Annotated in this window: 15 protein-coding genes; 4 read left to right on the top strand and 11 right to left on the bottom strand. The window is 71.4% G+C overall.

Features of this window, described 5'->3' with window-relative positions; genetic code table 11:
- Positions 1-72: 72 nt before the first annotated feature.
- The 11 genes from ABZ939_RS27345 to ABZ939_RS27395 form a co-directional block, all read right to left on the bottom strand.
- Entirely contained in the window at positions 73-3,762 is a 3,690-nt protein-coding gene (locus ABZ939_RS27345) for a ThuA domain-containing protein (RefSeq protein ID WP_361860482.1), read from the bottom strand.
- Between the two features lie 264 nt (positions 3,763-4,026).
- Positions 4,027-5,031, bottom strand: coding sequence for a sugar phosphate isomerase/epimerase family protein (locus ABZ939_RS27350; protein ID WP_361860673.1), 1,005 nt, complete (start codon positions 5,029-5,031; stop codon positions 4,027-4,029).
- Between the two features lie 12 nt (positions 5,032-5,043).
- Positions 5,044-6,252 carry a Gfo/Idh/MocA family oxidoreductase gene (locus ABZ939_RS27355; RefSeq protein ID WP_361860485.1) on the bottom strand — a complete coding sequence of 403 codons (1,209 nt, stop codon included), beginning with the start codon at positions 6,250-6,252 and terminating at the stop codon, positions 5,044-5,046.
- Positions 6,253-6,299: 47 nt separating this feature from the next.
- Entirely contained in the window at positions 6,300-7,337 is a 1,038-nt protein-coding gene (locus ABZ939_RS27360) for a substrate-binding domain-containing protein (protein WP_361860488.1), read from the bottom strand.
- A gap of 56 nt (positions 7,338-7,393) precedes the next feature.
- A complete protein-coding gene (locus ABZ939_RS27365; protein ID WP_361860491.1) occupies positions 7,394-8,401 on the bottom strand; it encodes an ABC transporter permease in 1,008 nt (335 codons plus the stop codon).
- Entirely contained in the window at positions 8,398-9,915 is a 1,518-nt protein-coding gene (locus ABZ939_RS27370) for a sugar ABC transporter ATP-binding protein (RefSeq protein WP_361860494.1), read from the bottom strand. Before ABZ939_RS27370 ends, ABZ939_RS27365 begins: the two co-directional genes overlap by 4 nt.
- A gap of 157 nt (positions 9,916-10,072) precedes the next feature.
- Positions 10,073-11,254: an ROK family transcriptional regulator gene (locus ABZ939_RS27375; RefSeq protein WP_361860676.1), complete on the bottom strand. Its 1,182-nt coding sequence runs from the start codon at positions 11,252-11,254 to the stop codon at positions 10,073-10,075.
- A gap of 146 nt (positions 11,255-11,400) precedes the next feature.
- Positions 11,401-12,051 carry a class F sortase gene (locus ABZ939_RS27380; protein WP_361860497.1) on the bottom strand — a complete coding sequence of 217 codons (651 nt, stop codon included), beginning with the start codon at positions 12,049-12,051 and terminating at the stop codon, positions 11,401-11,403.
- A 73-nt stretch (positions 12,052-12,124) separates the two neighbouring features.
- Positions 12,125-12,823 carry a hypothetical protein gene (locus ABZ939_RS27385; RefSeq protein WP_361860500.1) on the bottom strand — a complete coding sequence of 233 codons (699 nt, stop codon included), beginning with the start codon at positions 12,821-12,823 and terminating at the stop codon, positions 12,125-12,127.
- A gap of 271 nt (positions 12,824-13,094) precedes the next feature.
- Entirely contained in the window at positions 13,095-13,772 is a 678-nt protein-coding gene (locus ABZ939_RS27390; protein ID WP_361860503.1) for a GntR family transcriptional regulator, read from the bottom strand.
- Between the two features lie 121 nt (positions 13,773-13,893).
- Positions 13,894-14,841 (bottom strand): beta-ketoacyl-ACP synthase III, encoded by a 948-nt coding sequence (locus ABZ939_RS27395; protein ID WP_361860506.1) that lies wholly within the window; start codon positions 14,839-14,841, stop codon positions 13,894-13,896.
- A 292-nt stretch (positions 14,842-15,133) separates the two neighbouring features.
- Between ABZ939_RS27395 and ABZ939_RS27400 the strand changes: the two genes are divergently transcribed.
- Genes ABZ939_RS27400 through ABZ939_RS27415 form a run of 4 tightly spaced genes read left to right on the top strand, consistent with a single transcriptional unit; the run spans position 15,134 to position 20,979 of the window.
- Positions 15,134-16,111: a 2-dehydropantoate 2-reductase gene (locus tag ABZ939_RS27400; RefSeq protein WP_361860509.1), complete on the top strand. Its 978-nt coding sequence runs from the start codon at positions 15,134-15,136 to the stop codon at positions 16,109-16,111.
- Positions 16,108-18,048: a molybdopterin-dependent oxidoreductase gene (locus ABZ939_RS27405; RefSeq protein WP_361860511.1), complete on the top strand. Its 1,941-nt coding sequence runs from the start codon at positions 16,108-16,110 to the stop codon at positions 18,046-18,048. Before ABZ939_RS27400 ends, ABZ939_RS27405 begins: the two co-directional genes overlap by 4 nt.
- A complete protein-coding gene (locus ABZ939_RS27410; protein WP_361860514.1) occupies positions 18,029-20,122 on the top strand; it encodes an NADH-ubiquinone oxidoreductase-F iron-sulfur binding region domain-containing protein in 2,094 nt (697 codons plus the stop codon). The genes ABZ939_RS27405 and ABZ939_RS27410 overlap by 20 nt, the downstream gene beginning before the upstream one ends.
- A complete protein-coding gene (locus ABZ939_RS27415; RefSeq protein WP_361860517.1) occupies positions 20,119-20,979 on the top strand; it encodes a 2Fe-2S iron-sulfur cluster-binding protein in 861 nt (286 codons plus the stop codon). The genes ABZ939_RS27410 and ABZ939_RS27415 overlap by 4 nt, the downstream gene beginning before the upstream one ends.
- Positions 20,980-20,982: the final 3 nt, after the last annotated feature.

Consider the following 20,982-nt stretch of genomic DNA (forward strand, 5'->3'; position numbering starts at 1 on the left):
CCTGGACGGTGGTGGAGACGGCGGGCGGGGGGTACGGCGCCTCCCCGCCCGCCGCCGGCTGTGCGGGGAGCTCTACGGGGCGAGCTCCTTGAGTTGGATGTTGCGGAAGGACACCTGGTCGTCGGCACCGTGGTTCTGGATGCCGATGTGGCCGTCCTTCAGGCTGCGGACGGGGTCGGTGTTGGTGAAGTCGTTGATCTTCACTCCGTTGAGGAACACCTGGAGCCGTTCGCCCTGGACGCGGATCTCGTAGCTGTTCCACTGGCCGGGCGGCCGCAGCACGGCGTCGCGTGCGGTGAGGTTGGCCGACTTGAAGCCGTAGACGGCTCCGGTGGTCCGGTCGGGGGCGTCGGTGGCGTCGATCTGGATCTCGTAGCCCTTGTTCACGGCGGACCAGGGGTCGTCGGAGGCGGGGAAGCCCACGAAGATCCCGGAGTTGTCGTCACCGGCGGTCTTCCAGTCGAGCGTGAGGGAGTAGGAGGAGAACTCCTTGGCCTGGTACCAGAGCATCCCCATGCCGCCGACGGAGCGCAGTTCGCCGTCGACGACGTCGAAGCTGCCGGGTCCCGCCTGCTTCCAGCCTTCGCGGGTCTCTCCGTTGAAGAGCGCGCGGTAGCCGGTCTGCGGCCGGCAGTCGGCAGTGACCTGGCCGGCGGCGTAGCGCAGTCCGCCGAGAAGGTGCCGGCGGAAGGCGGGCTCGGTGTAGGACTCCTTGGTGTGGCCGCCGCCGGTGTAGAAGGAGCGGCCGCCGCCGTAGGACTTGCACCAGGCGATGGGGTGGTCGCCCTTCATGGTGCCGCCCTGGTAGGTGGTCTCGTCGAGGGTGGCGAGGATGCGGGCCTGGCCGCGGGGGTTGGTGCGGTAGTTGTACCACTCGTCGGTGCGCTGCCAGGGGCCGTCGAGGTGTGCGGTGGCCGGGTGGTCGTGGTCCTCGACGCGGACGGTGGCGGGCTGGATCTGGGGGTGGGAGGCGAAGTGGGCGCCGACGAGTCCGCCGTAGAACTCCCAGTCGTACTCGGTGTCGGCGGCGGCGTGGACGCCCATGTAGCCGCCGCCGGTGGAGACGTAGTTCTCGAAGGCGGTCTGCTGTTCGGCGTTGAGGACGTCGCCGGTGGTGGAGAGGAAGACGACGGCGTCGTAGCGGGCGAGGTTGTTGGTGGTGAACTGGCGGGGTTCCTCGGTGGCGTCGACGGTGATGTTGCTGCCGGCGCCGAGTTCCTTGAGTGCGGTGATGCCGGAGGCGATGGAGTCGTGCCGGAAGCCGGCGGTGCGGGAGAAGACGAGGACGCGCTTGGCGGTCCGGTCCACGGGTGTGTTCGAGAGCGTGAAGTCGTCGACGTCGTAGAGCGCGCCGGCGCCGCCCTTGAAGACGAGGAAGAGTTCGGTGGTCCTGCGGGGCACGTTCCGCAGGGGTACGTCGATGTCCTGGAAGGTCTCCCAGCCGCCGGTGACGGGGATGGGTGCGGAGCCGTGGAGGGTGCCGGTGGGCGATCCGGTGCGGACTTCGAGGAAGCCGCCGGCGCCGCCGGAGGAGACGCGGGCGGTGAGCTTGGTGGATCCGCTCAGGTTGTAGGGCTTGAAGGAGATCCAGTCGCCGTCGTTGATGTCGCCGACGGTCCGGCCGCCGTTCGCCGGGGCCTTGTCGATGACGGCGACGCCGTTCTGGGCGTCGAAGTGCTCGGCCTGGCGGTGGCGCGGCTGGAGCTTGGCCTGGTCGTGGGTGGTGAGGGCGGCCTGGCCGCCGCCTCCGCCGTCGGTGTACTCGGCGTCGAAGACGGCGAAGATGTTGGCGTCGTCGTCGTGGCCGCCGTCGGCGGAGGTCTTGATGGTGCCGGTGCAGCCGTTCGCGGAGGTGACGGGGTGGCCGTGGCTGTCGTGGCCGAGGATGTAGGTGACCTTGACCTTGGCGCAGTCGATCGTGCCGTCCTCCGGGTCGGTGACCGTCACCTTGAACGGGATCTCGTCGCCGAAGGTGAAGAGGGCTCCTTCGGCCGGCAGGTCGAGGGTGACCTTGGGCGCGGTGTTGCCGACGACGACGCGGACGGAGGCGGAGCCGGTGCGGCCGTCGGTGTCCTTGGCCGTCACGGTCGCCGTGTATTTACCGTTCTTGCGGTAGGTGTACGTGGGGTTGGCGGAGGTCGACGTGCCGCCGTCTCCGAAGTCCCAGCTGTAGGTGAGGGCGTCGCCGTCGGCGTCGGTGGTTCCGGCGGAGGAGAAGGCGACCTTCAGGGGTGCGACGCCGGAGGTCTTGTTGGCGCTCGCCTCGGCGACCGGGGAGCGTCCGCCGGTGGCGTTCTCGATGCGGTAGAGGCCGGAGTTGTGGTCTCCGCCGAACCAGGCGGTGCCGTAGTCGAGGACGTACAGGGCTCCGTCCGGGCCGAAGGCCATGTCCATCACCTGGGTGCCGGTCCAGGGCACGGAGTTGATGGACTGGACGGTGCCGTCGGCGCCCTGCTCGATGCGCTTGATCCAGCGGCGGCCGAACTCGCCGGCGAAGAAGTCTCCGTCGTAGGACTCCGGGAACTTCACCGGCGAGGTGGAGGCGGCGTCGTAGCGGTAGACGGGTCCGCCCATCGGGGACTCGGATCCGGTGCCGAACTCGGGTACCGATCCGCCGTTGTAGGGGATCCAGGCGGGCTCGGCGGGCGGCAGGTCGACGAGTCCGGTGTTGTACGGCGAGTCGTTCTTCAGCGCACCGCAGTCGAAGGTCGCGCCGGAGACCTTGGTGGCGAAGTCGTAGTCGACGTACGGGTCGTTGTTGCCGGTGCAGAAGGGCCAGCCGAAGTTGCCGGGCTTGGTGACGCGGGCGAACTCGACCTGGCCGGCGGGTCCGCGGGTGGGGTCGGCGGCGCCGGCGTCGGGGCCGTAGTCGCCGACGTACAGCACGCCGGTGGCCTTGTCGACGCTGAAGCGGAAGGGGTTGCGGAAGCCCATCGCGTAGATCTCGGGGCGGGTCTTGTCGGTTCCGGGCGCGAAGAGGTTTCCGGCGGGGACGGTGTACGAGCCGTCGTCGGCGACCTTGATGCGGAGGATCTTGCCGCGGAGGTCGTTGGTGTTGCCGGAGGTGCGGCGGGCGTCGAACGCGGGGTTGCGGCCGGGGCGTTCGTCGATGGGGGTGTAGCCGTCGGAGGCGAAGGGGTTGGAGTCGTCGCCGGTCGACAGGTAGAGGTTGCCCTGGGCGTCGAAGTCGATGTCGCCGCCGACGTGGCAGCAGATGCCGCGGGTGGCGGGTATGTCGATGACCTTCTTCTCGCTGGCGTTGTCGAGGGTGCCGTCGGCCTTCAGCGTGAAGCGGGAGAGGCGGTTGACGCCGTCGTAGCGGGCGAAGTCGGCGGCGGTGCCGTCGTTGGGGGCGTCGCCGGCGGGGGTGTCGAGTGGCGGGGCGTAGTAGAGGTAGATGGCCTTGTTCCGGGCGAAGTCGGGGTCGAGCCCGATGCCCTGGAGGCCCTCCTCGTCGTGGGAGTAGACGGGGATGGTGCCGATGACGGTGGTGTTGCCTGCGGCGTCGGTGCGGCGTAGTTCGCCGCCGCGTGAGGTGTGCAGGACGCTGCGGTCGGGGAGTACGGCGAGCGACATCGGTTCGCCGACCTCTTCGCCGCCCTTGGCGAGGGTGACCTGCTGGAATTCCTCGGCGGCGGCTGCCGCGGCGTCCGTGTCGGCCGCGAAGCCCTGCGGGGTGCCGAGGGCGAAGGTGGTGACGGCGAGCAGGCCGCCGGTGAGCAGGGCGAGTGACTTCCTGAATCGGAGTCGTTGTCTGTGCACGGATGTCCTCCGGAGTAGGGCCGGGTGTGCGGGTGTCCGGGGACCGGCGTGCGCCGTCACGCTGGTCGAATCCAACGGTTACGTCATGTACACATCAGGCTCACAGGGACCGTAGCGGGGTTCGTCCGAGCCCGAAAGCCCTTGTGCGTCGGTGCTGTCGAACTTTTCACCGCGAGAGGACAAAGCCGCTCGCGGGCAGGGCGGACCGGCCCGGTGGCGCTGCTCGCCACCAGGCACCGGCCTGCGTGAGGGGGTGGCCGAGGGCTACCGATCGCCCCCGAAGGCGGCGTCGAAGGAGGCCGCCGGCGGATCGAAGTCGAACCGCTTCAGATGGGTGAGCGCTTCCGGAGCGCCGGTCAGCCGGTCCATCCCGGCGTCCTCCCACTCCACCGAGACGGGCCCGGCGTAGCCGATCGAGCGGAGCATCCGGAAGACGTCCTCCCAGGGCACGTCGCCATGCCCGGCCGAGACGAAGTCCCAGCCGCGCCGCGGATCGCCCCAGGGAAGGTGCGAACCGAGCCGCCCGTTGCGGCCGTCGAGGCGCTTACGGGCCTCCTTGCAGTCCACGTGGTAGATCCGGTCGCGGAAGTCCCACAGGAAGCCGACCGGGTCCAGGTCCTGCCAGACGAAATGACTCGGATCGAAGTTGAGCCCGAAGGCCGGCCGGTGGTCCACCGCTTCCAGGGCGCGCTGAGTGGTCCAGTAGTCGTACGCGATCTCGCTCGGATGAACCTCGTGGGCGAAGCGCACACCCTCGGCGTCGAAGACGTCCAGGATCGGGTTCCAGCGCTCCGCGAAGTCCTCGAAGCCGCGCTCGACCATCCGTTCCGGCACCGGCGGGAACATGGCCACCAGATGCCAGATCGACGAGCCGGTGAAGCCGATGACGGTGTCGACGCCGAGGGCGGCCGCGGCCCGCGCGGTGTCGGCCAACTCCTGTGCCGCCCGCCCCCGTACGCCCTCGGGATCGCCGTCGCCCCAGATCCGGGCGGGCACGATCGCCTGATGACGTTCGTCGATCGGATGGTCGCAGACGGCCTGGCCGACCAGGTGGTTAGAGATGGCCCAGCACTTCAGGCCGTACTTCTCCAGGAGGGTCCGGCGGCCTTCCACGTACGAGGGGTCCGCCAGCGCCTTGTCGACCTCGAAGTGGTCGCCCCAGCAGGCGAGTTCGAGGCCGTCGTAGCCGAAGTCACGGGCGAGCCGGCAGACCTCCTCCAGGGGCAGGTCGGCCCACTGGCCGGTGAAGAGGGTGAAGGGACGGGACACGGTCACGGCCTCCTAGAGCGGTACGGGGGTGTAGACGGCGTTCTTCTGCGCGCTCTCCTCCACCGCGGCCAGCACCCGCTGGACCTGGAGCCCGTCGGCGAAGGACGGCGCGGGGCCGGTCCCGGACGCGACGGCAAGGACCAGATCGCGGGCCTGGTGGACGAAGGTGTGCTCATAGCCGAGCGCGTGACCGGGCGGCCACCAGCCCTCCAGGTACGGGTGGTCGGGCTCGGTCACCAGGATGCGGCGGAACCCGGCGGAGGCGGCCGGCTCGGTGTGGTCGTGGAAGGAGAGCTCGTTGAGCCGCTCCAGGTCGAAGGCGAGCGAGCCCCGCTCCCCGTTGATCTCCAGCCGCAGGGCGTTCTTGCGGCCGGCCGCCATCCGGGTCGCCTCGAAGGACGCGAGCGCCCCGGAGGCGAGCCGCCCGGTGAACAGCGCGGCGTCGTCCACCGTCACCGCCCCGTACGCCGCGCCGGAGGCGGCCCCGGAGAGTCCGGCCGACACTCCGGCGAGCAGCGGCCGCTCCCGTACGAAGGTCTCGGTGAGCGCCGAGACCCCGACCAGGAGCTCGCCCGCCAGGTACTGGGCGAGGTCGACGGCGTGCGCGCCGAGGTCTCCGAGGGCTCCCGAGCCCGCGTGCTCGCGCTCCAGGCGCCAGGTCAGCGGAAAGCCCGGGTCGACGAGCCAGTCCTGCAGATAGGTGACGCGTACGTGCCGGAGCACGCCGAGCCGGCCCTCCGCGATGAGCCGGCGGGCGTACGCGATCGCCGGCACCCGCCGGTAGTTGAAGCCGACCATGGCGACCTGGCCACGGGCGGCGGCCGCCGCCGCCGCGGCGACCATGGCCTCGGCCTCGGCGACCGAGTTGGCGAGCGGCTTCTCGCACAGGACGTGCTTGCCCGCCTCCAGGGCGGCGACGGCGATCTCCGCATGGCTGTCGCCAGGGGTGCAGACGTCCACGAGCTGGACGTCGTCGCGGGCGACGAGGGCGCGCCAGTCGGTCTCCGCGGCCGCCCAGCCGTGCTGCGCGGCGGCGGCCCGGACGGCGTGCGCGTCGCGGCCGGCGACGGCAGCGAGGACCGGCCGCATCGGCAGGTCGAAGACGCGTCCGGCGGTGCGCCACCCCTGGGAGTGGGCGGCGCCCATGAACGCGTACCCGACCATGCCGATGCCGAGTGTCGGCGGCGTGGCCTCGCCGGCCTCGCTGTCCCTCTGTTCCATACGGATTCCTCCTCGTCGGTTGCGCGGTGGGGGCGGCCGGAGGCCGGTCAGCTGAAGCCGGTGGGCAGGTACTCGTCGACGTTCTCCTTGGTCACCACGGCCGAGTAGAGGGTGATGGAGGCCGGGATCTCCAGCTCGGCCATGCCACCGACGCCCTTCTTCTGACCGAGGGCGCGGGCCAGGTCGATGGCGGAGGCAGCCATGGTCGGCGGGTAGAGGACCGTCGCCTTGAGGACGCTGTCGTCGGCCTTGATGGCGTCCATGGCGGACTTGGCGCCGGCGCCGCCGACCATCAGGAAGTCCTTGCGGCCGGCCTGGGCGATGGCGCGCAGGGCGCCCACCCCCTGGTCGTCGTCGTGGTTCCACAGGGCGTCGAACTTCGGCTGCGCCTGGAGGAGTTGGGCCATCTTGGCCTGGCCCGACTCGACGGTGAAGTCGGCGGCCTGCCGGGCCACCTTGCGGATGTTGGGGTAGTTCTTCAGGGCGTCGTCGAAGCCCTGGGTGCGCTGCTTGGTCAGTTCGAGGCTGTCCATGCCGGCGAGCTCGATGACCGTGGCGCCCGGCTTGTCCTTCAGCTTCTCGCCGATGTAGCGGCCTGCGTTGAGGCCCATGCCGTAGTTGTCGCCGCCGATCCAGCAGCGGTATGCCTGCGGGGAGGCGAAGATGCGGTCCAGGTTGATGACGGGGATGCCGGCCTTCATGGCCTGGAGGCCGACCTGGGTGAGCGCCTTGCCGTCGGCGGGCAGGATGACCAGGACGTCGACCTTCTTGTTGATGAGGGTCTGGATCTGGCCGATCTGGGTCGCGGTGTCGTTGGAGCCCTCGGTGATCTCCAGGGTGACCTCGGAGTACTTCTTCGCCCGGTCCTTGGCGTTCTGGTTGATGGCGTTGAGCCAGCCGTGGTCGGCCTGGGGGCCGGCGAAGCCGATGGTGACGGGGGTGCCGGGCTTGTCGTCGGCGGCCGGGACGTTGCTCGCGGCCGGGGCCTGGCTCTTGGGCTCGTTGCTGGTGCAGGCGGTGAGCAGCGCTCCGGCGGAGACCGCTGCGGTGCCGAACAGCAGTCCTCTGCGGCTGGTTTGTGGCATGGCGATGGATCCCTTCGGGGGTGAGGGAGATACGGGGGCGTTACGGGGCTGGGGGGTCAGACCTCGCCGTGGCGCGCGGTGCGGCGCTGGACCAGGACGGCGGCGACGATGATCGCGCCCTTGGCGATCTGCTGGACGTCGCTCTGCAGGTTGTTGAGCGCGAAGATGTTGGTGATCGTGGTGAAGACGAGGACGCCGAGGACGGAGCCGACGATGGTTCCGCGACCGCCGGTGAGCAGGGTGCCGCCGATGATCGCGGCGGCGATGGCGTCGAGTTCGTACAGGTTGCCGTTGGTGTTCTGGCCGGAGCCGGACAGGATGATCAGCAGGAAGGCCGCGATGCCGCAGCACAGTCCGGAGAGCAGATAGAGGTAGAGGCGCTGGCGGCGTACGTCGATACCGGCGAGGCGGGCGGCTTCCGCGTTGCCGCCGACGGCGACCGTGCGGCGGCCGAAGGTGGTCCGGTTGAGGATCAGCCAGCCCACGACGGTGACGGCGGCGAAGACGAGGACCAGCGGCGGGATGCCCAGGATGTAGGCGTCGGGGATGCCGAGGTCGAGGACGGCGTCGACGGTGACGATCTGGGTCCGGCCGTCGGTGATCTGCAGGGCGAGTCCGCGGGCCGAGGCGAGCATGGCGAGGGTCGCGATGAACGGCACCATGCCGCCGTACGCGATGAGCAGCCCGTTCACGAGTCCGCAGGCCAGGCCCACGACGACGGCGGTGAAGAGGATGCCGGCGAAGCCGTACTCCTGGGTGGCGAGGGTGGTCGCCCACACCGATGCGAGGGCGACGATCGCGCCGACGGAGAGGTCGATGCCGCCGCTGGTGATGACGAAGGTCATGCCGACGGTGACGACCCCGATCACGGACGCCTGGGTGAGGACGAGCTGGAGATTGGAGGTGGCGAGGAACTCGTCCGGCTTGGTGAAGCCGCCGACCGCGATCAGGACGGCGAGCACCCCGAGCAGGGAGAGGTTGCGGACGTCGGCCTTGAGACCGAGTGAGCGCCAACCGCCCTCCTGCGCAGGCGCCTTGGTGTTCTTGGCGGTGGACAGCGTCATGACGTGGGGCTCCCTTCCATCACGAGGTCGAGTACCCGGTGTTCGTCGAGCTCGCGGGCGGGTGCCGTGTGGACGACACGGCCCTCCTTGAGCACCAGGACGCGGTCGGCGAGGCCCAGGACTTCGGGTACCTCGCTCGACACGAGGAGGACGGCGAGGCCGTCGTCGGCGAGGCGGCGGATGACGGCGTAGAGCTCGGCGCGGGCTCCGACGTCGACGCCCCGGGTCGGCTCGTCGAGCAGCAGGACGCGGCAGCCGCGCAGCAGCCACCGTGCGAGGACGGCCTTCTGCTGGTTTCCGCCCGAGAGGGTGCGGATCCGGGCGTCGGGGTTGTCGGGTCTGAGGGAGAGTTCCCGGGTGGCCGCCCGGGCGGCCTCGCGTTCGGCGGTACGGTCGATCCAGCCGGCGCGCGAGAAGCGGGCGAGCGTGGAGACCGACACATTGCGGGTGACGGACTCCAGCATCAGCAGCCCTTGGGCCTTGCGTTCCTCGGGGGCGAGGCCGAGCCCGGCGCGGACGGCGTCGCGGACGCTGCCGGGGCGCAGGGTGCGGCCGTCGACGACGACACGTCCGGCGGTGGCCTTCCGGGCGCCGTAGATCGTCTCCAGGATCTCGGAGCGGCCCGAGCCGACGAGTCCGGCGAGGCCGACGATCTCGCCTGGTCGCAGTTCGAGGTCGACTGAGTCGAACTCGCCTTCCCTGGCCAGCCCTTGGGCCTGGAGCACGGGTGCGGCGGCCGGGGGTTCGGCGGGGCGTGGCGGGAATACGTACTCGACGTTGCGGCCGGTCATCAGGGCGACGATGTCCCGGGTGGGGGTCGTGGCGGCGGGCAGACCGCCGGCCACGGCCCGGCCGTCCTTGAGGACGGTGACCCGGTCGCCGATGCGGCGGATCTCCTCCAGGCGGTGGGAGATGTAGACGACGGCCACCCCGTCGGCGGTGAGGTCGGCGACGATGCGGAAGAGGTTGTCGACCTCGTCCGGGTCGAGGGCGGCCGACGGCTCGTCCATGACGATGAGGCGGACGTCGTGCGAGAGGGCGCGGGCCATGGAGACGATCTGCTGCTGTGCGGCGGAGAGTTCGCCGACGAGGCGGGCCGGGTCGATCTCGGGATGGCCGAGCCGCTTGAGGAGTGCGGCCGTCGACGTCCGGGCGGCGCGGCCGCGGACGACGAATCCGGCGGTGGTGGGTTCGTGGCCGAGGTGGACGTTCTCGGCTACGGAGAGCCCTTCGACGAGGTCGAGTTCCTGGTAGATGGTGGCGATGCCGAGGCGCATGGCGGCGATCGGGGAGCGGAGCTGGACGGGGTCTCCGCGCCAGGCTATTCGGCCGCCGTCGGGCTGGTGGGCGCCGGCGAGGACCTTGATGAGGGTGGACTTGCCGGCACCGTTCTGGCCGAGGAGGCAGTGGACCTCGCCGGGGGCGACCTCGAGGTCGACGCCGTCGAGGGCGCGGACGCCGGGGAAGGTCTTGGTGATGGCGGACATGGTGAGCAGGGGTGGGTCTTGAGGCATGACGAAGATCCCCTCGGCGGGTGCGGGGCATGCTTGCGCTGAGGTGGTGACGACCGGGGCGGGCCGGTGGGTTGGTTCGTGGCCACCCGTTCCGCTTGCGGTCCCCCGAAGCTCGGGGGGAGGAACGGATGCTCACGAACCACTGGCAGGTTGAGAACTACGCCGGTGAGAAGACGTGGTCGCTGATGAGGCGGGCCGCGCCGATGACTCCGGCTGTCGGGCCCAACTCGCCGAGCACGATGGGGAGGTTGCCGGTGGCCAGCGGCAGGGACTGCCGGTAGACCTGGGTGCGGACACTGGCAAGGAGGTTGTGACCGAGGCCGGTGACCCCGCCGCCGATCACCACCAGACCGGGATTGAAGAAGCTGACGAGTCCGGCGATGACCTGCCCGACCCGGTTGCCGCCCTCGCGGATGAGGGCGAGTGCGGTGGCGTCGCCCGCGGCGGCCGCGGCCGCGACGTCGATCGCCGTGAGCCGGCCGGCCGCCGCGAGGCGTCCGGCGAGCTCGTCCGACCGGCCCGCGCGCGCCGCGTCCTCGGCGTCGCGGGCCAGGGCGGCGCCGCTGAAGTGGGCTTCCAGACAGCCCTTGTTGCCGCACGCGCAGGCGCGGCCGTCCGGTTCCACCTGGATGTGTCCGATGTCGCCGGCGCTGCCCGTCGTACCGCGGTAGACGTCACCGCCGACGACGATGCCGCAGCCGATGCCCGTACCGATCTTGACGCAGAGGAAGTCGCCGACCGATCGGGCGACGCCCGCGTGCTGCTCCCCCATGGCCATGAGGTTCACGTCGTTGTCGACCATGACGGGACAGCCGAGTTCCTGGCTGAGCGCCTCCCGCACGGGGAAGCCGTCCCAGCCCGGCATGATCGGGGGTGCGACCGGGATGCCCTCGGGGAAGCGGACCGGGCCGGGGACGCCGATGCCAGCTCCGTCGAAGCCTTCGGCGAGCCCGGAGGCGCGCAGTTTGGCCGCCATCGACAGGGCCTGTTCGAAGACCGCGACAGGACCTTCGCGGACGTCCATCGGATGGTTGAGATGCCCGAGCACCTCCAACTCGGCGTTGGTGACGGCCACATCGATGGATGTGGCGCCGATGTCGATGCCGAGGAAGCGGAGTTCGGGGGCGAGCCTGATGTTGTGCGAACGGCGACCGCCGCGGGAGGCGGCGAGACCGTCGGCGACGACGAGACCGGTCTCGAGGAGCCGGTCGACCTCGACCGCGAGCTTGGAGCGGGAGAGGTCGATCTGATCACCCAGCTGGGCGCGGGAGTTGGGTCCTCCGTCACGCAGCAGCCGGAGCAGACGCGCCTGGTGCGCGTTGGCAGGTCGTGCCGTCATGCGTCTCACGCGCCCCTCCCTCTCTGTCGGGCTTTCGAGGGGAACGTAGCAGTGGCGTCCGAGGGTGGGAAGAAGTCGCGCAGGATTCCGTGCAGACTTTTTCCCGATCGAGGACAAAGCGCGTCGGGACGCGTACGCGGAGGAGGTCAGCGCACCTCGACCAGGCGGGCGGAGACGACGACGTTGCCCTCGTACCCCTTCTGCCGGGAGAAGCCTCCCCCGCAGGTGAGAACGCGCAGCTCGGGCACACCGGCTGACTTGTAGATCCGCTCGGCCGGGAAGGCGTCCTTCGGGACGACCTCGATGCCGTACACGGAGAAGACGGCCGTCCTTCCGTCCTTGCGGGCGATCTCGACGCGGTCGCCCTTGGTCAGCGCGCCGAGGTCGTAGAAGACGGCTCGCCCGTCCGGGGTGTCGACATGGCCGACGACGACCGCCGTGCCCTTCTCGCCGGGGGTGACGGCGCCGGTGAACCAGCCGGCGAGGTTCGTCTCCGACGCGGGCGGGGTGTCGATCCATCCCTGGGCGTCGAGGCCGACGGTCGTGACCCGCGCGTCGATCCGGACGGCCGGGACGCGGACGCGTTCGGGGCGGGAGGGCGGCAGGGGTCCGGGGACGCCCGCGGGGGCGGGGGCGGGGAGGGCGGCGAGGCCCGGGGCAGCCGCGGCGAGCGGCTGCGGGGGCCCTCCGGCCCGCCACTCCTCCGTACCACCGCGCACGAGATGGATCCCCACCAGCAGAACGACGGCCACGACGCCCCACGCGCCGCGTCCCGGCAACCCGATCGAGTCCCGCACGATCCACTCTCCCGATGTACGCGATGGCACTCCCCCGCCCCGGGCCTCGTCACCCCAGGGCGGAGGAGCCGTATCAGGCGTGGTCCTCCGTGCCGCGGCGGCGCATCAGCAGTACGCCGCCGCCGAGCGCGCCCGCGATCAGCGTGGTACCGATGACCACCTCGGCGGTGCCGAGCTGCCCTGCCCCGCCTCCGAAGCCGGCCTTGACGCCCTTGTGCGCGCCGGTGTCGTGACCACCCGTCGATTGACCACCCGTCGAGTGCCCGGCGGTGGAGTGACCGCCCGTGGAGTGACCGGCGATGGTGAGGGGGGTGGTGCCCTTCTCGCCCTCGCACTCGAAGGTCACCTGGTACTCGGCGCCGACCTTGGCGTCGGCGTCGACGGTGGCAGTGCCCGGATGGCCCTCTTTGAGGGTGACGGTGACGAAGACACCGGACGAGACGGTGACGGTCGGGACCTCGCAGCCGTCGGACTTCAGCGTGACCGTGCCACCGGGGGCCACCGTCGAGGGTGAGACGGAGAAGCCGAACGACGTGATGTTGCTTCCGGTGCCGTCGCTCCCGCTGACCTCGCTCCCCATGACGGCGCTCCCCAAGCCGTCACCCCCGAGGCCGTCGCTCCCCAAGCCGTCACTCCCGAGGCCGTCGCTCCCCATCACGGCGCTCCCCAAGCCGTCGCTCTCCAGGCCGTCGTCGGCCGACGCCGTCGGTGCGGCGAGGCAGACGACGGCGGTGGCGAGCAGGGCTGCGGAAGCAGCACGTATCGCGCGCATGGCGATCCTCCAGATCACGCGAGGGGCGGGGGCGGACGGTTCCGCATACAGCAGGAAATGTCCCTCGACGCGATCGAAGCTAGGGCGGCCCCGGCCCCCTCGCCACCGGGCTCCGCCGAACGGGGAACGGGGCGGAGCCAGTTGCCACGGCGGGCCCACGGCGGGCCCACGCCGGGTCGGGACACACCGACCGGGCGGTGACGGAACGCAAGACTCCCAGGGGTCGGTCCCGCGCCGGCCGGGCTCCCCCAGGCCGGCTTCCGGGCGGCGATCAGCTCTGGCTGTGCTCGCGGTAGGTCGCGCGGGTGTGCTCCGTGTGGGCGCGCATGATCGCGGTCGCACGCGCCTCGTCGCGCCCCGCGATCGCGTCGATCAGGTCCCGGTGTTCCTTCCAGGACTGCTTGCCGCGCTGCCGCGCGACCGGCGTGTAGTACCAGCGGACACGGCGGTCGACCTGGCCGGCCAGCTCGGACAGCACGAGGTTTCCGGCCAATTCCATGACCTTGGCGTGGAAGGCCGCGTTGGTCGCCACGGCCAGATCCACGTCGTCGTCCGCGACCGCCTGCTCGCCCCGCGCGCACAGCTCCTCCAGGGCGGCGATCCCGGCCGAGCCGGAGTTCGCGGCGGCGAGCCGGGCGGCCTCCGCCTCCAGGAGCGTACGGACGGAGAGTAGCTGGTCGGCCTCCTCGTCGGTGGGCTCGTGGACGAAGGCGCCCTGCGCCGGCCGCAGGTCCACCCAGCCCTCGGTGTTCAGCCGCTGGAGCGCCTCGCGGACCGGCTGCCGGGAGACACCGAGGTGGCCGGCGAGTTCGCTCTCGACCAGATGCTGACCGGGGCGCAGGGCACGGGTGGTGATCAGTTCGAGCAGCGCTTCGTAGACCCGGTCGCGCAGCGGCCCGGGCCGCTCCAGCCTGGGCACGGCTCCTTGCGGCAGTCCTGCGGACAACATCGCGGCCCCCTCGGTTCGCCGTAGCCGATCAACGCGGATTGGCTATCGTCTACAGTCTACCGATCTCAATGTCCAGCCATGCGGCCCGTCGCGCTCTCGGCCGAAACACCCCCGTCCCCGGTTACGGGACGCGGACGACCTGGCCCGCGTAGGAGAGGTTGCCGCCGAAGCCGAAGAGCAGGGTCGGGGCCCCGGAGGGGAGCTCGCCCCGCTCGACCAGCTTCGCCAGCGCCAGCGGGATCGAGGCGGCCGAGGTGTTCCCGGACTCGACGACGTCGCGGGCGACGATCGCGTTGACCGCGCCGATCTTCGCGGCGAGCGGCTCGATGATCCGCAGGTTGGCCTGGTGCAGCACGACACCGGCCAGCTCCTCGGGCGCGATCCCCGACCGCTCGCACACCTCGCGGGCGAGGGCGGGCAGCCGCTGGGTGGCCCAGCGGTAGACGGACTGGCCCTCCTGCGCGAAGCGCGGCGGGGTGCCCTCGATACGGACGGCGTGGCCCATCTCCGGGACCGAGCCCCACAGCACGGGTCCGATGCCGGGTTCCTCGCCCTCCCCGACCGCCTCGACGATCGCCGCGCCCGCGCCGTCGCCGACGAGGACGCAGGTCGTGCGGTCGGTCCAGTCCGTCACCTCGGTCATCTTGTCGGCGCCGATGACCAGGGCGCGCCGGGCGCCACCCGCCCGGATCGCGTGGTCGGCGGTGGCGAGCGCGTGGGTGAAGCCGGCGCAGACCACGTTGAGGTCCATGGTGGCGGGTGAGATCATCCCGAGCCGGGCGGCGACGCGGGCCGCGGTGTTGGGTGAGCGGTCGATCGCCGTGGAGGTCGCCACGAGGACCAGGTCGATGTCGGCGGGGTCGAGGCCCGCGGAGGCGAGCGCCTTGCCGGCGGCGTGCGCGGCGAGTTCGTCGACCGGCTCGTCCGGGCCGGCCATGTGGCGCGTCCTGATCCCGACCCGGCTGCTGATCCATTCGTCGCTGGTGTCGACGAGTGCGGCCAGGTCGCGGTTGGTCAGTACCTTGGCGGGCTGGTAGTGCCCGAGCGCGGCGATACGAGTGCCCGTCATGCCCGGGACCCCCTTGGGTTCATGTGACGCGTGGTGTTGCGGAAGCAGGAACCACCCAGTCTTGCCAGCGACTGATGGGTAACAGGGCACGTAAACCACCAAGATTCGCCCGTGGGTGTTGGGAGACCGTGACAACGGCGCGACCACGGCAACGGGGATGGACGGCGGGGACAACAGGGCCTTCCGCGCCCCCTTGTCGACCCTCCTTCCATACTGTAGACAATATTTCGTCGACACACTGACACCCCTGCCCGGTCCCTCGCGGTTCCCTCAACCGAACGGAGACCCGCACGTGAAGGTCGCAGTCCTCGGCGCCGGTGCGATCGGCGCCTACGTCGGAGCCGCGCTCGACCGCGCCGGCGCCGATGTCCATCTGATCGCCCGTGGACCGCATCTCGCGGCCATGAGGCAGCACGGAGTACGGGTCGAGAGCCCGCGCGGCGATTTCACCGCCCGGGTTCACGCCACCGACGACCCGGGCGACGTCGGCCCCGTCGACTACGTCTTCCTGGGCCTGAAAGCCAACGCGTACGCGGCGTGCGGGCCGCTCATCGCGCCGCTCCTGCACGACACCACGGCGGTCGTCGCCGCCCAGAACGGCATCCCCTGGTGGTACTTCCACCGGCACGGCGGCCCGCACGACGGCCATCGTGTCGAGAGCGTGGACCCGGCCGGCGCCGTCTCCGCCGTCCTCGCCCCCGAGCGGGCGATCGGCTGCGTCGTCTACGCCGCGACCGAGCTCAGCGGCCCCGGAGTCGTCCGCCATCTGGAAGGCACCCGGTTCTCCATCGGCGAGCCCGACCGCTCGGCGTCGAAGCGCTGCGAGGTGTTCGCCGAGGCGATGCGCGCGGGGGGCCTGAAGTGTCCGGTCGAGCCGGAGCTGCGCCACGACATCTGGATCAAGCTGCTCGGCAACATCTCCTTCAACCCCATCAGCGCGCTCGCCCGGGCGACGATGCGCCAGATGTGCCTGCACGGCGGTACGCGGCAGGTGATCGAGCTGATGATGCACGAGACCCTGGCCGTCGCCGCCGCCCTCGGCTGCCGCCCCGACATCTCCGTCGAGCGCCGTCTCGCCGGGGCGGAACGGGTCGGCGACCACCGCACCTCCACCCTCCAGGACCTGGAGCGGGGCAAGCCGCTGGAGCTGGACGTGCTCCTCGCGGCCGTGGTGGAGCTCGCGGACATCACCCACGTACCGGTGCCGACGCTCCGTACCGTCCACGCCCTGTCGGACCTGCTCGCGAACCAGTCCAGGAGCACCGCATGACGAACACCAGGAAGCGGGACCGCGCCCCGAAGACGTACACCCGGCTGACCCATCCGCTCGTCCGTGACGAGAAGGGCGGGCCGCTGCGGCCGGCGAGCTGGGACGAGGCCCTGGACCGGGCGGCGGCCGGGTTCCGGGATGCCCGGGGCGCGTTCGGGATGTTCTCCTGCGCCCGCGCGACCAACGAGATGAACTATGTGGCGCAGAAGTTCGCGCGCGTGGTGATGGGGACGAACGACGTCGACTCCTGCAACCGGACGTGTCACGCGCCGAGCGTCGCCGGACTCTCCGCGGTCTTCGGCTCGGGCGGCGGCACCTCCTCGTACGAGGAGATCGAGCACACCGACGTGATCGTGATGTGGGGCTCCAACGCCCGCTTCGCGCACCCGATCTTCTTCCAGCACGTGCTGAAGGGGATACGGAACGGGGCGCGGATGTACGCGGTCGATCCGCGCCGCACCTCGACCGCCGAGTGGGCCGAGAGCTGGCTCGGGCTCGACGTCGGCACCGACATCCCGCTCGCGCACGCCGTCGGCCGCGAGATCATCCACGCGGGCCTTTACAACCGGGCCTTCGTGGAGCGCGCGACGAGCGGCTTCGAGGAGTACCGGGCCCTGGTCGAGCCGTGGACTCTGACGGCCGCGTCGAAGGTGACGGGCGTACCGGCCACCGCGATACGGGAGTTGGCGCATGCCTTCGCCCGCGCGGAGCGGGCCCAGCTGTGCTGGACGCTCGGCATCACCGAGCACCACAACGGCACCGACAACGTCCGCGCGCTGATCAACCTGGCGCTGCTGACGGGGCATGTGGGGCGGTACGGCTCGGGGGTGCAGCCGCTGCGCGGGCAGAACAACGTGCAGGGCGGCGGCGACATGGGCGCGATCCCGAACCGGCTGCCCGGCTTCCAGGACATCCTCGACGCGGGGGTGCGGGAGAAGTTCGAGTCCTTCTGGGGCACGGAGATCCAGCCCCGGTACGGGCGGACGCTGACCGAGATGTTCGAGGCGATGGAGAGTGGCGAGCTGCGGGCCGTGTACTGCATCGGCGAGAACCCGGCGCAGTCGGAGGCGGACAGCGGGCAGGCGATGGAGCGGCTCGCGAAGCTCGACTGCCTGGTGGTGCAGGACATCTTCCTCACCAGGACGGCCGAGTTCGCCGACGTGGTGCTGCCGGCGACGGCGGCGTGGTGCGAGACGGAGGGCACGACCACCAACAGCGAGCGGCGCGTGCAGCGGGTCCGCAGGGCGGTGCGGCCGCCGGGCGAGGCCCGAGAGGACATCGACATCATCTGCGAGCTGGCGCGCCGGCTCGGCCACGAGGAGTGGAAGTACGCGGACGCGGAGTCCGTCTGGAACGAGCTGCGGGCGCTGTCGCCGGACCACTGGGGCATGACGTACGACCGCCTGGAGGAGCATCAGGGCATCCAGTGGCCGTGCCCGGACCTGGAGCGCCTCGAACCGTCCTTCCTGCACGGCCGGTTGTGGGAGAGGGATCCGGAACTGCTGGGCAGGCGAGCGCCGTTCGGGATCGTCCGGCACGATCCGCCGGTCGACCTCACGGACGAGGAGTATCCGATCCGGCTGACCACCGGACGGCGGCTCGACTCGTACAACACCGGTGTGCAGAGCGGGAGTTTCGCCTCTCCGCTGCGGCGCGGGGAGTACGTGGAGCTGTGTCCGGAGGACGCGGAGCGGTACGGGGTCGCGGTGGGCCAGCGGGTCCGGGTGACGTCGCGGCGGGGGTCCGTGGTGGCGCCGGTGTGGGTGGATCCCGCGCTGCGGCCGGGGCTCGCCTTCATGACGATGCACTTTCCGGACGAGGTCGACACCAACCAGCTGACGATCGAGGCGAACTGCCCGATCGCGGGCACGGCGGAGTTCAAGGCGTCGGCGATACGGATCGAAAGGGCGGCGGACGATGGATCTGCGCTTCGGTGACAGCAAGCCGACGGACGAGGAGCGGGAGGCGGTGGACGCCGTCCTGGGCCCGCCGGAGTCGGCATGGGAGGGCGCGGACGACCGGTCGGCGGCGGATCTGCGGTGGGCGAGGGGCGGGCGGGAGGCCCGGGAGCGCCGGGACCTGCTGCTGCCGGGGCTGCACGCGCTCAACGACCGGGTGGGGTGGATCAGCGAGGGGGGCCTGGACTATCTGTGCCGCCGGCTGACGGTGCCGCCGGCGGAGGCGTACGGGGTGGCGACGTTCTACTCGATGTTCGCGGTACGTCCCCGCCCGGCCCAGGTCCTCCATGTCTGCACGGACCTGGCCTGCGCGGCACGGGGCGCGGGGGTGCTGACGTCGGGCCTGGCGGCCGAGGGCGTCGCCTTCGAGCCGAGCCCCTGCCTGGGCCTGTGCGAGCGGGCCCCGGCGGCGCTGCTGACGCGGGCGGGGGTGGACGCGCCGAAGGACCGGGGTGGAACCGCTGGGCCGACCGGGCCGGGCCTCGGCCCCGGATCCTCGCTGCTCGGCGCGCTCAGTGGCCAGGGGCCGACGGCCCCCGGCGCCCGGAACTCCGTCGCCCCGGTAGGCACGACCGGGGGCGACGAGCCCGCCTCCACCACACCCGCCCCCGGCACCCGTATCTCCGTCGTCGTCGCCCCCGCCACGACCGTCACGCTCGCCCAGGTGGCCCGGCACCCGGAGGCCGCTCCGCCCGAGGCGCCCGCCGTCATGGCCGTTCCACAGGCCGGGCCCACCGAGTGGCCGGAACACGCTGCGCGGCCGGTGCGGCCCGGTGGTCGGGTTGTGCCCACCCTCCCCCGGACTCCGTTCGGGGGGACCCCCATCGCCCCGCGGGACGATCGCCCACATCCCCGCGCGCTCCAACTCCTCGGCCGGGTCGGGGTCGTCGATCCGGGGAGTGTCGACGACTACCGCGCGCACGGCGGGTACGCCGCGCTGCGGCGGGCGTTCGCGCTCGGGCCCGCCGGGGTGATCCGGGAGGTCACGGAGTCCGGGCTGGTCGGCCGGGGCGGGGCCGCGTTCCCCACCGGACGGAAGTGGCAGGCGACGGCATCACAGCCCGACACCCCCCACTACGTCGTGTGCAACGCCGACGAGTCCGAGCCGGGCACCTTCAAGGACCGTGTGGTCATGGAGGGCGACCCGTACGCGCTCGTCGAGGCGATGACCGTCGCCGGGTACGCCGTCGGCGCCCGCCGCGGATACCTGTACCTGCGCGGCGAGTACCCCCGCGCCTACGCGCGGCTCGCCCACGCGATCGACGAGGCGCGGGCCCGCGGACTGCTCGGCGACGACATCCTCGGCAGCGGCTTCGCCTTCGACATCGAGATCCGGCGCGGCGCGGGCGCGTACATCTGCGGCGAGGAGACCGCCCTGTTCAACTCCATCGAGGGATACCGGGGAGAGCCCCGCTCCAAGCCGCCCTTCCCCGTCGAGAAGGGCCTGTTCGGCAAACCCACGGCCGCCAACAACGTCGAGACGCTCGTCAACGTCCTGCCGATCCTCACCCAGGGCGCCGAGGCGTTCCGCGCCACCGAGACCAAGCTCTTCTGCGTGTCGGGCAACGTCGACCGCCCCGGCGTGTACGAGCTCCCGTTCGGCGCCACCCTCGGCGAGCTCCTCGACCTCGCCGGGCGACCGGACACGCTGCGCGCGGTCCTGCTCGGCGGGGCCGCCGGCGGTTTCGTCCGCCCCGACGAGCTGGACATCCCGCTCACCTTCGAGGGCACCCGGGCCGCCGGCACCACCCTCGGCTCGGGCGTCGTCCTCGTCCTGGACGAGTCCGTGGACCTGCCCCGGATCCTGCTGCGCATCGCCGAGTTCTTCCGCGACGAGTCCTGCGGCCAGTGCGTGCCCTGCCGGGTCGGCACGGTCCGGCAGGAGGAGGCGCTCCACCGCATCAAGGATCGTACGGGCGCAGCCGCGGCCGGTGACATCGCCCTGTTGCGCGAGGTCGGGCAGGCCCTGCGCGACGCCTCGATCTGCGGTCTCGGGCAGACCGCGTGGAACGCCGTCGAGTCCGCCATCGACCGTCTGGGGGTCTACAAGTGACCACGGTTCCCCTCGCCCCGCCCCGCCGCCTCCTGGAATTCACCCTCGACGACGCCCCCGTGCGCGTCGCCGAGGGCGCCACGATCCTCGACGCCTGCCGCGCCGCGGGGAAGGACGTGCCGACGCTCTGCCACGGCGACACCCTCACCCCGAAGAACGCCTGCCGGGTGTGCGTGGTCGAGGTCGAGGGCGCACGGACCCTCGCCCCGGCCTGCTCGCGCCGCGCGGAGCCCGGCATGGTCGTCCGCACGGACACCGAGCGCACCCGCCACAGCCGGAAGATCGTCCTGGAGCTGCTGGCCTCCTCCGTCGACCTCTCGACGACACCCCGCGCCGCCGAGTGGATCAAGGAGTACGGGGCTGAGCCCGACCGCTTCGGCCCGGAGGCCCGCCGCCTGGGCGAGGAGCCGCGGATCGACAACGACCTCTACGTGCGCGACTACGACAAGTGCATCCTCTGCTACAAGTGCGTCGACGCGTGCGGCGACCAGTGGCAGAACTCCTTCGCGATCTCCGTGACGGGCCGTGGCTTCGACGCCCGGATCGCCGTGGAGCACGACGGGCCGCTCACCGAGTCCGCCTGCGTGTACTGCGGGAACTGCATCGAGGTCTGCCCGACGGGCGCGCTGAGCTTCAAGCGCGAGTTCGACATGCGGGCGGACGGGAGCTGGGACGAGGAGGCGCAGACGGAGACGACGACGGTCTGCGCGTACTGCGGAGTGGGCTGCAACCTCACTCTGCACGTGCAGGACAATGAGATCGTCAAGGTCACCTCCCCGCACGACAACCCGGTGACCCACGGCAACCTCTGCATCAAGGGCCGCTTCGGCTTCCAGCACGTACAGAATCGGGTGTAGCGA

Origin of the sequence: Streptomyces sp. NPDC046712 (assembly GCF_040645695.1) — a bacterium.
Taxonomy (GTDB): domain Bacteria; phylum Actinomycetota; class Actinomycetes; order Streptomycetales; family Streptomycetaceae; genus Streptomyces.

Coding starts and splice junctions, on each gene's coding strand:
- ABZ939_RS27355 (WP_361860485.1), bottom strand. CDS start 6,252: ATGGAACAGAGGGACAGCGAGGCCGGCGAGGCCACGCCGCCGACACTC.
- ABZ939_RS27360 (WP_361860488.1), bottom strand. CDS start 7,337: ATGCCACAAACCAGCCGCAGAGGACTGCTGTTCGGCACCGCAGCGGTC.
- ABZ939_RS27365 (WP_361860491.1), bottom strand. CDS start 8,401: ATGACGCTGTCCACCGCCAAGAACACCAAGGCGCCTGCGCAGGAGGGC.
- ABZ939_RS27370 (WP_361860494.1), bottom strand. CDS start 9,915: ATGCCTCAAGACCCACCCCTGCTCACCATGTCCGCCATCACCAAGACC.
- ABZ939_RS27375 (WP_361860676.1), bottom strand. CDS start 11,254: ATGACGGCACGACCTGCCAACGCGCACCAGGCGCGTCTGCTCCGGCTG.
- ABZ939_RS27385 (WP_361860500.1), bottom strand. CDS start 12,823: ATGCGCGCGATACGTGCTGCTTCCGCAGCCCTGCTCGCCACCGCCGTC.
- ABZ939_RS27390 (WP_361860503.1), bottom strand. CDS start 13,772: ATGTTGTCCGCAGGACTGCCGCAAGGAGCCGTGCCCAGGCTGGAGCGG.
- ABZ939_RS27395 (WP_361860506.1), bottom strand. CDS start 14,841: ATGACGGGCACTCGTATCGCCGCGCTCGGGCACTACCAGCCCGCCAAG.
- ABZ939_RS27405 (WP_361860511.1), top strand. CDS start 16,108: ATGACGAACACCAGGAAGCGGGACCGCGCCCCGAAGACGTACACCCGG.
- ABZ939_RS27410 (WP_361860514.1), top strand. CDS start 18,029: ATGGATCTGCGCTTCGGTGACAGCAAGCCGACGGACGAGGAGCGGGAG.